This window comes from Cupriavidus sp. 86D6 (assembly GCF_057815095.1).
Genome location: NZ_JBYPSB010000002.1, coordinates 29,182 through 42,365, shown reverse-complemented (window position 1 = coordinate 42,365; position 13,184 = coordinate 29,182). Strand labels below are relative to the sequence as shown.

The 13,184-nt window shown below is 67.9% G+C and carries 11 protein-coding genes; 7 read left to right on the top strand and 4 right to left on the bottom strand.

What is annotated here, in order from left to right; translation table 11 throughout:
* Positions 1 to 373: 373 nt before the first annotated feature.
* From AC3G88_RS05265 to AC3G88_RS05245, 5 genes are read left to right on the top strand one after another with little or no spacing between them, the layout of a single operon-like run.
* Positions 374 to 1,270, top strand: coding sequence for an AAA family ATPase (locus AC3G88_RS05265; RefSeq protein ID WP_488770818.1), 897 nt, complete (start codon positions 374 to 376; stop codon positions 1,268 to 1,270).
* Between the two features lie 13 nt (positions 1,271 to 1,283).
* Positions 1,284 to 2,507: a vWA domain-containing protein gene (locus AC3G88_RS05260; protein WP_488770817.1), complete on the top strand. Its 1,224-nt coding sequence runs from the start codon at positions 1,284 to 1,286 to the stop codon at positions 2,505 to 2,507.
* Positions 2,498 to 3,082, top strand: a complete 585-nt coding sequence (locus tag AC3G88_RS05255) for an SRPBCC family protein (RefSeq protein WP_488770816.1) — start codon at positions 2,498 to 2,500, stop codon at positions 3,080 to 3,082. Before AC3G88_RS05260 ends, AC3G88_RS05255 begins: the two co-directional genes overlap by 10 nt.
* On the top strand, positions 3,055 to 4,104 hold the full coding sequence (locus AC3G88_RS05250; RefSeq protein WP_488770815.1) for an XdhC family protein: 1,050 nt from the start codon (positions 3,055 to 3,057) through the stop codon (positions 4,102 to 4,104). The genes AC3G88_RS05255 and AC3G88_RS05250 overlap by 28 nt, the downstream gene beginning before the upstream one ends.
* Positions 4,101 to 4,706, top strand: a complete 606-nt coding sequence (locus AC3G88_RS05245) for a nucleotidyltransferase family protein (protein WP_488770814.1) — start codon at positions 4,101 to 4,103, stop codon at positions 4,704 to 4,706. Before AC3G88_RS05250 ends, AC3G88_RS05245 begins: the two co-directional genes overlap by 4 nt.
* Before the next feature lie 178 nt (positions 4,707 to 4,884).
* Here the strand turns inward: AC3G88_RS05245 and AC3G88_RS05240 are convergent, their stop codons facing one another.
* The 3 genes from AC3G88_RS05240 to otsB are packed head-to-tail and all read right to left on the bottom strand — an operon-like array spanning position 4,885 to position 8,973.
* Positions 4,885 to 6,279, bottom strand: a complete 1,395-nt coding sequence (locus AC3G88_RS05240) for an alpha,alpha-trehalose-phosphate synthase (UDP-forming) (RefSeq protein ID WP_400392957.1) — start codon at positions 6,277 to 6,279, stop codon at positions 4,885 to 4,887.
* Between the two features lie 31 nt (positions 6,280 to 6,310).
* On the bottom strand, positions 6,311 to 8,176 hold the full coding sequence (locus tag AC3G88_RS05235) for a glycoside hydrolase family 15 protein (RefSeq protein ID WP_488770813.1): 1,866 nt from the start codon (positions 8,174 to 8,176) through the stop codon (positions 6,311 to 6,313).
* Positions 8,173 to 8,973, bottom strand: a complete 801-nt coding sequence (gene otsB / locus AC3G88_RS05230) for a trehalose-phosphatase (RefSeq protein ID WP_488770812.1) — start codon at positions 8,971 to 8,973, stop codon at positions 8,173 to 8,175. Before otsB ends, AC3G88_RS05235 begins: the two co-directional genes overlap by 4 nt.
* A gap of 188 nt (positions 8,974 to 9,161) precedes the next feature.
* Between otsB and ilvA the strand changes: the two genes are divergently transcribed.
* Positions 9,162 to 10,697 (top strand): threonine ammonia-lyase, biosynthetic, encoded by a 1,536-nt coding sequence (gene ilvA, locus AC3G88_RS05225; RefSeq protein WP_488770811.1) that lies wholly within the window; start codon positions 9,162 to 9,164, stop codon positions 10,695 to 10,697.
* Positions 10,698 to 10,705: 8 nt separating this feature from the next.
* Positions 10,706 to 11,539, top strand: a complete 834-nt coding sequence (gene queF, locus AC3G88_RS05220) for an NADPH-dependent 7-cyano-7-deazaguanine reductase QueF (RefSeq protein WP_400392965.1) — start codon at positions 10,706 to 10,708, stop codon at positions 11,537 to 11,539.
* Between the two features lie 33 nt (positions 11,540 to 11,572).
* On the opposite strand, the gene AC3G88_RS05215 is transcribed toward queF, so the two are convergent.
* On the bottom strand, positions 11,573 to 13,003 hold the full coding sequence (locus AC3G88_RS05215; protein ID WP_488770810.1) for a carbohydrate porin: 1,431 nt from the start codon (positions 13,001 to 13,003) through the stop codon (positions 11,573 to 11,575).
* Positions 13,004 to 13,184 lie beyond the last annotated feature (181 nt).

The following is a 13,184-nucleotide window of genomic DNA, read 5'->3' as shown; positions in this document are numbered from 1 at the left end:
CTCTCCCGCAGGCGGGAGAGGGGCCGGGGGAGAGGGCACGGCATGTCAGGCATCACCATGCTGGATCACACCGACGGCTTCGCCCGCCGCGTTGGTTTGCTCCCCTCTCCCGCAAGGCGGGAGAGGGGTCGGGGGAGAGGGCACGGCATATCAGGCGCCACCATGCTGGACCACACCGACGGCTTCGCTGGATGTGGCCGCTTGCTGTACCACCCCTCTCCCCTGCCCTCTCCCCATGAGGGGAGAGGGAGCCGAGACACTACGATCTGCGTCCACCTGGGCGTGGCTTGCGGCGGTGGCTGTTAAACAACCGTCGGCTTCGTTGAACTGGCTTCGTTGAACTGGCTTCGTTAACCCGTTTGCTGCCGTGACAATGCTCCCGACCTCCATCGACCAGACCCTGACCCAGCTCGAAGCCCAGCAGTACTTCGCCGATCGCGAAGCCGCCACCGTGCTGTACCTGGCCCTGCGCATGCAGCGGCCGCTGTTCCTGGAGGGCGAGCCCGGCGTGGGCAAGACGGCGCTGGCGCAGGCCATGGCCGGCATGCTCGGCACGCGGCTGCTGCGGCTGCAGTGCTATGAGGGGCTCGATGCCGCCAGCGCGCTCTACGAGTGGGACTACCCACGCCAGATCATGGCGCTGCGCCTGGCCGAAGCGCGCGGCGAGCGGCCCGAGCAGCAATCGCTCTACCACGACGACTACCTGCTCAAGCGGCCGCTGCTCGAATCGCTGCTGCCGGACCCTGCCCGGCCCGATGTGCCGCGCGTGCTGCTGATCGACGAGATCGACCGCGCCGACGAGCCGTTCGAGGCGTTCCTGCTCGAAGTGCTGTCCGAGTATCAGGTATCGATCCCCGAGATCGGCGTGATCCGCGCCGAGCGCCCGCCGCTGATCGTCATCACGTCGAACCGCACCCGCGAGGTACACGACGCGCTCAAGCGCCGCTGCCTGTACCAGTGGATGGGCTACCCGGGCCGCGACCGCGAACTGCAGATCGTGGCCGCCCGCGCGCCCGAAGCCGCGGCGGCGCTGCAGCACCAGGCGGTGGACTTCATCCACCGACTGCGCGGCATCGACCTGTTCAAGGCACCCGGCATTGCCGAAGCCATCGACTGGTGCCGCGCGCTGGCCGCGCTGGGCGTGACCGAACTCGATCCGCAGTCGGTACGCGACACGCTGGGCGTGCTGCTCAAGTACCAGGACGACCTGGCGCGCGCCGATGGCCCGACCATCGCAGAACTGCTGGCCGGCGCCGCCCCGGCCGCCTGATATGCCGCCCGACATGGCGCCCCGCCCCGTCGCCTTGCCGATGCTGGCACGCAACGTCACCCATTTCACGCGGCTGCTGCGCGATGCCGGCTTTGGCCTGTCGCCCGCCCATGCCGTCGATGCGCTGGAAGCCTTGCGCCACATCGACATCGGCGCGCGCAGCGAAGTCCGTGCCGCGCTGGCCGCGCTGATGCTGTCCGGGCCCGACCAGCGGCCGCTGTTCGATGCCGCCTTCGACCTGTTCTGGCGCGATCCCGACTGGGAAGGCAAGCTGCGCGCGATGCTGCTGCCGCGCGTGGATGCCGGCGCGCCGCCGCCCAAACGCAGCAATCGCCTGGCCGATGCGCTGGCGGCGCGCCAGCCGGCCGCCGCCCAGCCCGCCCCGCCGATGCGCGAGGAACGCTTCACGGCGCCGCTGACCTTTTCCGGCCGCGAGCGGCTGGCCAGCCGCGACTTCGAAACGCTGTCGGCCGACGAATGGCGGGCGCTGCAGCATCTGGTGCGCACGCGCCGCGCCCATCTGGCACTGCAACGCACGCGCCGGCTGCGGGCCGCCGCCTGCGGCACCCATGCCGACCTGCGCGCCAGCGCGCGGCTGGCCGTGCGCCAGCATGGCGAATGGCTGCGCTGGAAATACCGCAAACAGGCCGAGCGCAAGCCGCCCGTGGTGCTGCTGCTCGACATCTCGGGCTCGATGAGCCAGTACTCGCGCGCGGTGCTGTACTTCTGCCATGCGCTGATGCAGTCCCGCGAACGCATGCACGTGTTCCTGTTCGGCACGCGGCTGACCAACGTCACCCGGGCGCTGCGCGAACGCGACCCCGACGACGCCGTGGCGCTGATCACCGAACAGGTGCGCGACTGGGCCGGCGGCACCCGCATCGGCGCCGCGCTGGCCGCCTTCAACCGGCAGTGGGCACGGCGCACGCTGAGCGGGCGCGCCACCGTGCTGTTCGTCAGCGACGGCATCGACCTGGAACACATCGACCTGCTGGAACGGGAAATGGCCCGGCTGCGGCGCTTCGCGCACCGCATCGTATGGCTCAATCCGCTGCTGCGCTACGCGGCATTCACGCCCCAGGCGCGCGGCATCCAGGCCATCCTGCCGCATGTGGACGCACTGCGCCCGGCGCACAACCTCGACAGCCTGCTGGCACTGGAAACGCTGCTGGCGGACACCGGCCGGCCACCGGACAGACCAACCGCCCCCCGACAAGGAAATCCGCCATGGAAATGAACCAGACCCAGCGCCTGCCCGTGCCGCAACAGGTGGCATGGGAGGCGCTGAACGACATCGCCCTGCTCAAGCAATGTATTCCCGGATGTGAGAGCATCGAGCCCGATGGCGAAAACGCCTACCAGCTTGCGCTGACCGCAGCCGTGGGGCCAGTCAAGGCGCGCTTCAAGGGACGCATGGCTTTGCAGGACATCCAGGCGCCGGACAGCTACACGATCCAGTTCGACGGACAGGGCGGGGCGGCTGGCTTCGGCAAGGGGTCCGCCAAGGTCACGCTGACGCCCGAAGGCGACGAGACACTGCTGACGTATGCGGTGCAGGCGCAGGTGGGTGGCAAGATCGCCCAGATCGGCTCGCGGCTGGTGGATGCCGCCGCGCGCAAGATGGCCGATGCGTTTTTCGCGCGCTTCACCGAGGCCGTGGGCGCCAGCCCCGGCGACGATGACGCGCCGGACAGTGACAACAACGACAACACCCAGAGCAACGGGGCCGCCGGGGCTGGCAACGGCGACGGCGGCGAGGAACAGACGAAGCAGCGGAAACGATCATGGACAGCGTGGATCTCGAAGTCCTGAAAAGCAGCGTGAAGTGGCAGCAGGAAGGACACGGCGTGTTGCTGGTGACGGTGGTCAGGACATGGGGCTCGTCGCCCCGGCCTGAAGGCGCGATGCTGGCGGTGCGCGACGACGGCCTGGTGGTCGGCTCGGTCTCGGGCGGATGCATCGAGGACGACATCATTTATCGCGTACACAAGGAAGGCATCCGGGCCACGCGCCCCGAAGCCATGAAGTACGGCATCAGCGCCGAGGAAGCCCATCGCTTCGGCCTGCCCTGCGGCGGCACCATCGAACTGGTAGCCGAACCGCTGGCACCCCACAGCGGCCTTGCCGAACTGCTGCAGGCAGTGGAAGGCGGCCGGCTGGTGGCGCGATCGCTGGACATGGCCACCGGCCGCGCCACGCTGGGCCACGCCTTGGCGACCGACGGCCTGGCGTTCGACGGCCAGACGCTGGTGACCATCCACGGGCCCCGCTATCGCATGCTGGTGATCGGCGCGGGCCAGCTGTCAAAGTACCTGTGCCAGATCGCCGTCGGCCTGGGCTTCCAGGTCACCGTCTGCGACCCGCGCGAGGAATACACCGAGACCTGGGACATCCCCGGCGTCACGATGGTGCGCACGATGCCCGACGACACCGTCGAGGCGATGCAGCTCGACGAACGCTGCGCGGTGATCGCGCTGACGCACGACCCGAAGCTGGACGACCTGGCGCTGATGGAGGCCCTGCGCACTCCCGCGTTCTACGTGGGCGCGCTGGGTTCGCGCCGCAACAACCAGGCGCGGCGCGAGCGGCTCAAGGAATTCGACCTGACCGATCAGCAGCTGGCCCGGCTGCACGGGCCGGTGGGCATCTATATCGGCAGCCGCACGCCGCCCGAGATCGCGATCTCGATCCTGGCCGAGGTGGTGGCCGCCAAGAACCACGTATCGCTGCCCGACATCCTCCAGGTGGAAGGCGCCAAGGCCGCCCGCGAAATCGCGGCCGGCGAGGCCGAGTGCCCGATCCTGCCCGGCGGCGTTTCCGCCGCACAGCCATGAGCAAACCCGCCCGTGCCCCGCTGACGCAGACCGACCTGCCGACCGGCATCCTGCTGGCCGCCGGCTTCGGCCGGCGTTTCGATCCCGCCGGCCTGCGCAACAAGCTGCTCGAAAAGCTGCCCGATGGCCGTACCGTGGCGTGGCGCAGTGCGCGCACGCTGGCGGCCGGTCTGCCCAACTCGATTGCCGTGGTGCGCCCCGGCATGCCGGACCTGGCCGAGGAATTGCGCCGCGGCGGCTGCAAGGTGATCGAGGCCCCCGAAGCCGAAGCCGGCATGGGCGCGGCACTGCGCGCGGGCGTGGCAGCCTGCGCCGATGCGCGCGGCTGGGTGGTGGCCCTGGCCGACATGCCCTGGCTGTCGATGGAACTGGTGCGCGCGGTGGCCCTCACGATCACATCGCGCGACACCATTGCCGCGCCGTGGCGCGACGGGCAGCGCGGCCACCCCGTGGGTTTTGGCGCGGCCTGGAAAGACGAACTGCTGAAGCTCGATGGCGACGAAGGCGCGCGCGCGCTGCTGAAGTCGCATCCGGTCACGCGCATCCTGACCGAGGACGACGGTGCGTTCCGGGATATCGACCTGCCGGGGGATCTGGTCTAGCGGGCGACGTACCGCCCGCTGCCTTCTGGCTCCCCTCTCCCATGCAATGGGAGAGGGGTTGGGGGAGAGGGCCTTGAGGTTCTGCTTGCCGATCCGTCGCATCTGGGACGGCCCGCCCTCTCCCCCGCCCCTCTCCCGCCGGCGGGAGAGGGGAGAAAACCCTCGACGTTCCGGGCCATCAGCCCCCCTCGGTCTCCATCAGCGCCCGCAGATACTCGCTGCTCCACCAGTGCACGTCCTGCTGGCGGATGCGTTCGAGCAGCTTCTGGTGCCGGGCACGGCGTTCCGACAGTGGCATGTGCAGCGCCTGCTGGATCGCCTGCGCCGTGGCGCGGGTATCGTAGGGGTTCACCAGCAGCGCCTCTTTCAGCTGCTCGGCGGCGCCGGCAAAGCGCGACAGCACCAGCACGCCCGGATCGTCGGGGTCCTGCGCGGCGATGTATTCCTTGGCCACGAGGTTCATGCCATCGCGCAACGGGGTGACCAGCGCCACGCAACTGGCGCGGCACAGGCCCGGCAAGCGGCGGCGCGACGTGGACCGATGGATGTAGCGCACCGGCATCCAGTCCAGCTCGCCGTATTCGCTGTTGATGGCGCCGGTGATGCCTTCCATCTCTCGGCGCAGGTCGGCATAGGCGTCCACCGATTCGCGCGACGGCGCGGCAATCTGGATCAGCGTGGCACTCGACCGGTTCTCGGGGTACTCGGCCAGCAGCGTCTGGTACGCCTTGAGCCGCTGCGGCAGACCCTTCGAATAGTCGAGCCGGTCGATACCGAGCAGCAGCCGGCGCCGCGCATACTGGCCGCGCATCATCTCGTAGGTTTCCACGGCCTCATGGCCGCGACCGAGTTCGGCAAATTCGTCGACATCGATGCCAATCGGGAACGCCTGCGCGCGCACGGTGCGGTGGAACGCGCGGAAGCGGTATTCGCCCATCGGCTCCGCGCCGGCCTCGCCCTGCACGTAGCGCGAGAAATGGTCCAGGTCCGCCTGGCTCTGGAAGCCGAGCAGGTCGTAGGCGAACAGCGCGCGCATCAGCCATTCGTGCTGCGGGATGGCGGCCAGGATCAGCGGCGGCGGCAGCGGCACGTGCAGGAAGAACCCGATGCGCTGGCCGCAGCCGATGGCGCGCAGCTCGGCCGCCAGCGGGATCAGGTGGTAGTCGTGGATCCAGATCACGTCGTCGGGCTTCAGCATGGGCGCCAGCTTGCGCGCGAACAGCTGGTTCACGCGGCGGTAGGCGTTGAGATTACCGCCGGCGTCGAAGTCCGCCAGGTCCACGCGGTAGTGCAGCACCGGCCACAGCACGCCGTTGCTGTAGCCGAGGTAGTACGCGTCATGATCTTCGCGGCACAGGTCCACGGTGGCCAGCGTCACGTTGCCCGCCTGCACCTGGTGCACCTCGCCTTCGCCGGGCGTGCCGCCCTGCGCGGTTTCCAGCACCTTGCCGCTCCAGCCGAACCAGAGGCCGCCCGTCTTGTTGAGCGCCTCGGAAAGCGCCACGGCCAGGCCGCCCGCCGCATGGTTGCGGGGGTCCGCGACCCGGTTCGATACCGCTACTAGTCTGCCCATATATCGTTTCTTGTTGTTGCCAATCCTTTCTTCAGATCACGGTGTCCCAGGGTGCCGACAACCGCATGGCACCGTTGATCAGGCCGACCATCGAATAGGTCTGCGGGAAGTTGCCCCACATCTCTCCGGTGACCGGGTGTGTGTCTTCCGACAGCAATCCCAGCGGATTGCGTGCGGCCAGCATGGCCTCGAAAATTTCGCGCGCCTCCTCGCGCCGCCCGATGCGCGCCAGCGCGTCGATGCGCCAGAAGGTGCAGATGTTGAAAGCGGTCTCGGGCTTGCCGAAATCGTCGGGTGCCTCGTAGCGCCGCATGTACGGCCCGTCGCACAGCGATTCCTCCAGCGCCTTGACCGTCGACACGAAGCGCGGGTCCTTCGGATCGATGAAATTGACTTCGGCCATCAGCAGCACGCTGGCGTCCAGCTCCTTGCCGCCGAAGCTCTCCGCGAACGCCTGGCGCTTTTCGTTCCACGATTCGTCCAGGATGCGCTGCTTCATGCGGCCGGCATGGTCGTGCCAGTAGGCAGCCCGCGCGGGCTGTTCGAGCTTCACGGCGATCTTGGCCAGGCGGTCGCACGCCACCCAGCTCATCAGCGCCGACGACGTGTGGATGCGGGCGCGCGTGCGCAGTTCCCACATGCCCGCGTCGGGGGTGCCGAACACGCGCACGGCCTGCTCGCCCACATCTTCGAGCCGCCGGAATTCGGCGGGCCCGCCGCGATAGAGCAGGCGGTGGTCGTGAAAAGCCTGCGCGGCGGCCAGCACCACGTTGCCATAGACATCGTGCTGGAAGTGCTCCTGCGCCTGGTTGCCCACGCGCACCGGCCCCATGCCGCGGTAGCCGCCCAGGTGATCGAGGATGCTTTCCGGCAGCTCGCGTTCGAGCCCGATGCCGTAGAGCGGCTGGATATGCCCGTCCTGCGACTGCATCACCACGTTGGACAGCCAGCGCAGGTAGTCTTCCATCGTGCCGACTTCGGACAGGCTGTTCAGCGCCCGCACCACGAAGAACGCGTCGCGCAGCCAGCAGAAGCGGTAGTCCCAGTTGCGGCCGCTGCCGGGCGCCTCCGGGATGCTGGTGGTCATCGCCGCCACGATCGCGCCGGTTTCCTCGTAGAGCGACATCTTCAGCGTGATGGCCGCGCGGATCACCGCGTCCTGCCATTCGCGCGGCACGGCCAGCCGGCGGCTCCACAGCCGCCAGTACGAGGTGGTTTCCTGCTCGAAGTCGCGGGCGATGTCGTCCACGCCGTGCGTGAGCGTTTCATCGGGCCCGAGGATGAAGTTGTAGCCGCGCGTGACGAGGAAGGGCGTTTTTGACAGCACATAGGCCAGCGGCGCGTCGGTGGTCAGGCGCAGCGTCATGTCGTCGCCGACAAACCGCGCGTGGCTGCTGCCGCGCGTGACCTGCGGCTGGATGCGGCCCCAGTTGAAACGCGGCGCCACCGTCACGCGCACGCGCGGCGCGCCCCGGATCGGGCGGATGCGCCGCACCAGCGTCAACGGCCGGAAGTAACGGCCCAGCCGGAAGAAGCGCGGGCAGAAATCGGTGATTTCCAGGCAGCTGCCATGCTGGTCGATCAGCCGGGTGCGCAGGACAGCCGTGTTCGGCTCGTACCACTGCGTGGCCTCCTTGAAGTCCTCGATCTCGATATTGAAGTGGCCGGCGTTCTCGCTGGTATCGAGCAACGCGTTGAAGACGGGATCGCCGTCGAAGCGCGGCATGCAGCACCAGACGATGCGGCCGCGGCCATCGACCAGCGCCGAGAACGCGCAGTTGCCGATCATGCCGAGCGACAGCGACGGATCGGCCTGGCGGCAGGAGCTGTCCGAATCCGTATTGACCGCCGGCGCCTCGGTGGCAATGGCGGGGTTCAGGTTGGCAGGGTCACTCACAACGGTTCCTCCCTTGCAGGCGATGGGGGTGAGAGGGGGTCGGCGGGTGCCTCGCGGCGCGCCATCAGATGGGTCAGCGCGTGCGCGGAACGATGCAGCCAATCGCGCAGGACGGCGGGCGCAGGCACGCTGACCGACGCCGCCGTGGCCCGCTGGCCCACCAGCAGGCCCACGCCGCCCAGTTCGCGCACCACCGTAAAACCGGCCTCGTCGGTCACGTCGTCACCGGCAAATAGCGGCATGCGGCCGGCAAATGGCGCCGAGCGCATGAACGTGGCAATCGCCCCGCCCTTGTCCACGCCGGCCGGCTTGATCTCGATGACCATCTTGCCGGGCAGCGCATCGAGCCCCACCGCATCGCGCAGCACATCGGCCACGGCGGCGCGCACCAGCGGCTCCAGCTCCGGCACCTGGCGGTAGTGGATGGCCACGGCCACCGACTTGCGCTCCAGTTGCAGGCCCGGGTGCCTCAGTACCAGCGCCTCGAGCTGCGGCAGCAGCGGGCCGATGCCCGGCGCGGGCGGCCGCACGATGCTTTCGGCGCCATGGCGGAATTCCGCGCCATGCACGCCGGCGGCCGGCAGGCGCAACGGTTGCAGGAAATAGTCGAGTTCGTCCACGGGACGGCCCGAGACGATGGCCAGCGCGCCGTCCAGGCAGGTGTGCAGCGCACGCAGCGTGCCAACCAGCTCGGGCTCCACCTGCACCAGGTCGGGGCGTGGCGCAAGGTCGGCCAGCGTCCCGTCGAAGTCCAGGAACAGCGCGGTGTTGGGTTCGATGAGAGGTAGGGGGGGCATCGCGTGAAACCGTAGCACGCCGATTTGACGAGCGTCCACCGGGCGCTGTCCTACAACAGTGGCCCTTGCGGCACCTGGGGCGCCACCACACGGTACCGGGGCCCGCATGTGCGCCATCCATTATCATTGGCGGTTTCCGCCGATTTTTCCGGCTTTTTTTGCCACGGCCAGCGTGGCGTCCGCAGACCATGACCCGCACCCCCGCCAAGCCCGACTATTTGAAGAAGATCCTGACCGCCAAGGTCTACGACGTGGCCCAGGAAACCGAACTGACCTACGCCCCCGCGCTGTCGGCGCGCACGCACAATGCGGTCTGGTTCAAGCGCGAGGACACCCAGCCGGTGTTCTCGTTCAAGTTGCGCGGGGCGTACAACAAGATGGCGTCGCTGCGCCCCGAGGATCTCAAGCGCGGCGTGATTGCCGCGTCGGCCGGCAACCATGCCCAGGGCGTGGCGCTGTCCGCCGCCCGGCTGCAGTGCAAGGCCATGATCTGCATGCCGACCACCACGCCGCAGGTGAAGATCGATGCCGTGCGCGAGCGCGGCGGCGAATGGGTGCAGATCGTGCTGCATGGCGATTCCTACAGCGACGCCTACCTGCACGCGGCCGAACTGGAAAAGAAGCACAAGCTCACCTTCATCCACCCGTTCGACGACCCCGAGGTCATCGCCGGCCAGGGCACCATCGCCATGGAGATCCTGCGCCAGCACCCGGGCCCGATCCACGCGATCTTCGTCGCCATCGGCGGCGGCGGGTTGATTTCGGGCATTGCCAGCTACGTGAAGGCCGTGCGTCCGGACATCAAGGTGATCGGCGTGCAGACGCTTGATTCCGACGCGATGAAGCGTTCGGTGGACGCCGGCAAGCGCGTGGAGCTGAAGGACGTGGGGCTGTTCTCGGACGGTACGGCCGTGAAGCTGGTCGGCAAGGAGACGTTCCGCATCACGCGCGAGCTGGTGGACGACATCATCCTGGTGGATACCGACGCGATCTGCGCCGGCCTGAAGGATGTGTTCCAGGACACGCGCAGCATCCTGGAGCCGGCCGGCGCGCTGGCCGTGGCCGGCCTGAAGGCCTACGCCGAGCGCGAGAAGCTCAAGGGCCAGCACCTGGTGGCCATCGCCTGCGGCGCCAACATGAACTTCGACCGCCTGCGCTTCGTGGCCGAGCGTGCCGAAGTGGGCGAGGCCCGCGAGGCCATCTTCGCGGTCACCATCCCCGAGGAACGCGGCAGCTTCAAACGCTTCTGCGAACAGGTCGGCACCCGCAGCGTGACCGAATTCAACTACCGGATCGCCGATACCGGCGTGGCGCATATCTTCGTGGGCGTGCAGATCGCCAGCCGGGCGGAAAGCGACAAGATCGCCGCCAACTTCCGCCGCCATGGCTTCGACACGCTGGACCTGTCCAACGACGAACTGGCCAAGCAGCACATCCGCTACATGGTGGGCGGCCATTCGCCGCTGGCGCAGGACGAACTGCTGTACCGCTTCGAATTCCCCGAGCGCCCGGGCGCGCTGATGCGGTTCCTGTCAAGCATGAGCCCGAACTGGAACATCAGCCTGTTCCACTACCGGAACCAGGGGGCGGACACGTCGAACATCCTGGTCGGCATCCAGGTGCCCCGGAACGAAAAACGCGAATTCCGCACGTTCCTTTCCACGCTCGGTTACGTACACTGGGACGAGACCGACAACCCCGTCTACAAGCTGTTCCTGTCCTGAGACCGATCATGACGCTTCCTGAGCACTCGCCGCTGGGCAAGCCCTCGGCCTACAAGACCGAATACGACCCGACGCTGCTGTTCCCGATTCCGCGCCAGCCCAAGCGCACCGAGATCGGCCTGCCCGAAGGCAAGGCCTTGCCGTTCTTCGGCGTCGATATCTGGAATGCCTACGAGGTGTCGTGGCTGAACCTGAAGGGCAAGCCGCAGGTGGCGCTGGCCACCTTCATCATTCCCGCCGATACGCCGAACATCGTCGAATCGAAATCGTTCAAGCTGTACCTGAACTCGTTCAACCAGAGCAAGCTCGCGTCGGCCGAGGCGCTGCAGCAGTTGCTGCACCACGACCTGTCCGACGCCACGGGCGGCACGGTGCAGGTGCGGCTGGTGACCGAATCGGACCTGGGCACCCAGAAGATGGGCGAACTCGACGGCCTGCTGCTGGACCGCCTGGACATCGAGACCGACGTCTACGAACCCGATCCGACGCTGCTCAAGGCCGACCAGGACGAATCGCCGGTGGAGGAATCGCTGGTGTCTCACCTGCTGAAGTCGAACTGCCTGGTGACCGGGCAGCCCGACTGGGGCAGCGTGCAGATCCGCTACGTGGGCGCACCGATCGACCAGGAAGGGCTGCTCAAGTACCTGATCTCGTTTCGCAATCACAACGAATTTCACGAGCAGTGCGTGGAGCGGATCTTTACCGACGTGATGCGCATGTGCAAGCCGGTGAAGCTGGCCGTCTACGCCCGCTATACGCGCCGTGGGGGCCTGGACATCAACCCGTTCCGCACCAACTTCAACACGCCGTGGCCGGACAACCGGCGCAACGCGCGGCAGTAAGGCCACCCGCCAGAAGCCGGCCGGGCCGGTTCGTCAGAACTCCGCGTGCGCGCGGATGCCGATGAATTTGGCCGGCCCGCGGTCGCGGTTGTAGCCCGGATTGCGCACGTACTGGAAATCCGGGCTCAGCGTCAGCGTCTTCCATACCGCCACGCTGTAGTAGATCTCGACGATCTGCTCGGGCCCGTAGCGCAGCGCGCCATCGCCCAGGAAGGCACCCAGGCCGCCGGCGGCCAGGTAGTTGCGGTGCCCCGATCCCAGCATGTTCACGGCCACGGCCAGGCCCACCTCGTCCTTGGGGCGGCCCCAGCGCGCGCCCTTCATCGTGCCGCCGGCCGATACTTGCCGGCCGATTTCGGTAAAGGCATAGGTCTCGGTCTTGTCGTCGGACCAGTTGGCACGCAGGAACACGCCGGCGTCGTCGGCCACTTCCTGCAGGAAGGCCAGCCCGACGCCCCACTTGCTGTGCTCGCGGCGCACATCGGCCACATCGGGCGTCACGCCGTTGGCCTGGCCGAACGCGAGGGCGTCATTGAACGCACCCATGCGCGCCTTGTTCCGCCATAGCAGCAGGCGCGCCTGGCCGGGCCGCTCCGCGATGGTGTAACGCTTTTCCAGCTCCAGCATCTGGCCATAGTGCTGGAACAGCCGGGTATCCAGCTCACGCCCGTTCGATTCGACCGGCTGCAGGAAATGGCCCACGCGGGCCGACCAGCCATCGCCGATGTATTCGAGTGCCGCACCCCAGTTATAGCCGCGCGAGTCGGCGGGATAGTCCCAGGAGCCGTGCGTCATGAACGACCAGTTCATGAACTGCGTGCGGGGATCGGACCCATACGGGTTCTGGTCGAACACGTCGATCACGCCGAAGTTGCCGGCGGTCAGCACCACGCGCTGCTTGTCCACCGTGCGGGCGAACTGGTTGAAGTCCGAGTCCAGCGTTTCATCGCCGCCGCCCAGGCCCCAGTACTGCCGGATAAAGGCGCGGGCCCGGTAGACCTTCGGGCTCGTGCTGGCCGTCTTGGCCAGTTCGCCGTTGGACAGGCCGCCCATGCCGTGCAGGTCGGAAAACGGCACGCCCTGCGCCAGCTCGGGGTTCAGGTGGAATTCGGCCCCCTTCCACAGCCGCAGGCCCAGGTCGAGGGTGGCCGTCCACGAATAGCTCTTGGCGCGGTTCGGCGTCAGGCTGTTCTCGCCCGAATAGGGCGCGCTGAACGCGGGCTTGCGCTGCCAGATATAGGTGGTCTGCCCGTGGAACGCGAACGGGCTCTCCATATCGTTGACGAGCGGCACGCTGGCGGCGGGCGCGGCGGGCGCAGTGGCGGCCGGGATGTCCGCGGGCGGCGTTTCCTGCGCGTGCGCCGCCCACGGCAACGCCGTACTCGCCACCATCCAGGCGGCAAGCTGACGGACAAAGCGCGGGCGTGGCCGCAGCACGGCGGCCAGGAAACGGAAGCACTGCATAGGAAAACCCGGGATGCGGATGCACCACCGACGGGCACCCTTCTGGACAGGCGCGAGCATAGCCAAGCCGACATGACATGTCTACCTCGTTTTGCTGCGACGCAGCATTCGCGCGACGCTTGTGTTGTCAAGCCTTGCGGTGGCGCAAAGCCGACGTTGTAACCGCCCTTGTATTAATTAA

Bases quoted from the DNA above. Each gene is read 5' to 3' on its own strand.
- AC3G88_RS05265 (WP_488770818.1), top strand. From the start codon at position 374: ATGCTCCCGACCTCCATCGACCAGACCCTGACCCAGCTCGAAGCCCAG.
- AC3G88_RS05260 (WP_488770817.1), top strand. From the start codon at position 1,284: ATGGCGCCCCGCCCCGTCGCCTTGCCGATGCTGGCACGCAACGTCACC.
- AC3G88_RS05255 (WP_488770816.1), top strand. From the start codon at position 2,498: ATGGAAATGAACCAGACCCAGCGCCTGCCCGTGCCGCAACAGGTGGCA.
- AC3G88_RS05250 (WP_488770815.1), top strand. From the start codon at position 3,055: ATGGACAGCGTGGATCTCGAAGTCCTGAAAAGCAGCGTGAAGTGGCAG.
- AC3G88_RS05245 (WP_488770814.1), top strand. From the start codon at position 4,101: ATGAGCAAACCCGCCCGTGCCCCGCTGACGCAGACCGACCTGCCGACC.
- AC3G88_RS05240 (WP_400392957.1), bottom strand. From the start codon at position 6,279: ATGGGCAGACTAGTAGCGGTATCGAACCGGGTCGCGGACCCCCGCAAC.
- otsB (WP_488770812.1), bottom strand. From the start codon at position 8,973: ATGCCCCCCCTACCTCTCATCGAACCCAACACCGCGCTGTTCCTGGAC.
- ilvA (WP_488770811.1), top strand. From the start codon at position 9,162: ATGACCCGCACCCCCGCCAAGCCCGACTATTTGAAGAAGATCCTGACC.
- queF (WP_400392965.1), top strand. From the start codon at position 10,706: ATGACGCTTCCTGAGCACTCGCCGCTGGGCAAGCCCTCGGCCTACAAG.
- AC3G88_RS05215 (WP_488770810.1), bottom strand. From the start codon at position 13,003: ATGCAGTGCTTCCGTTTCCTGGCCGCCGTGCTGCGGCCACGCCCGCGC.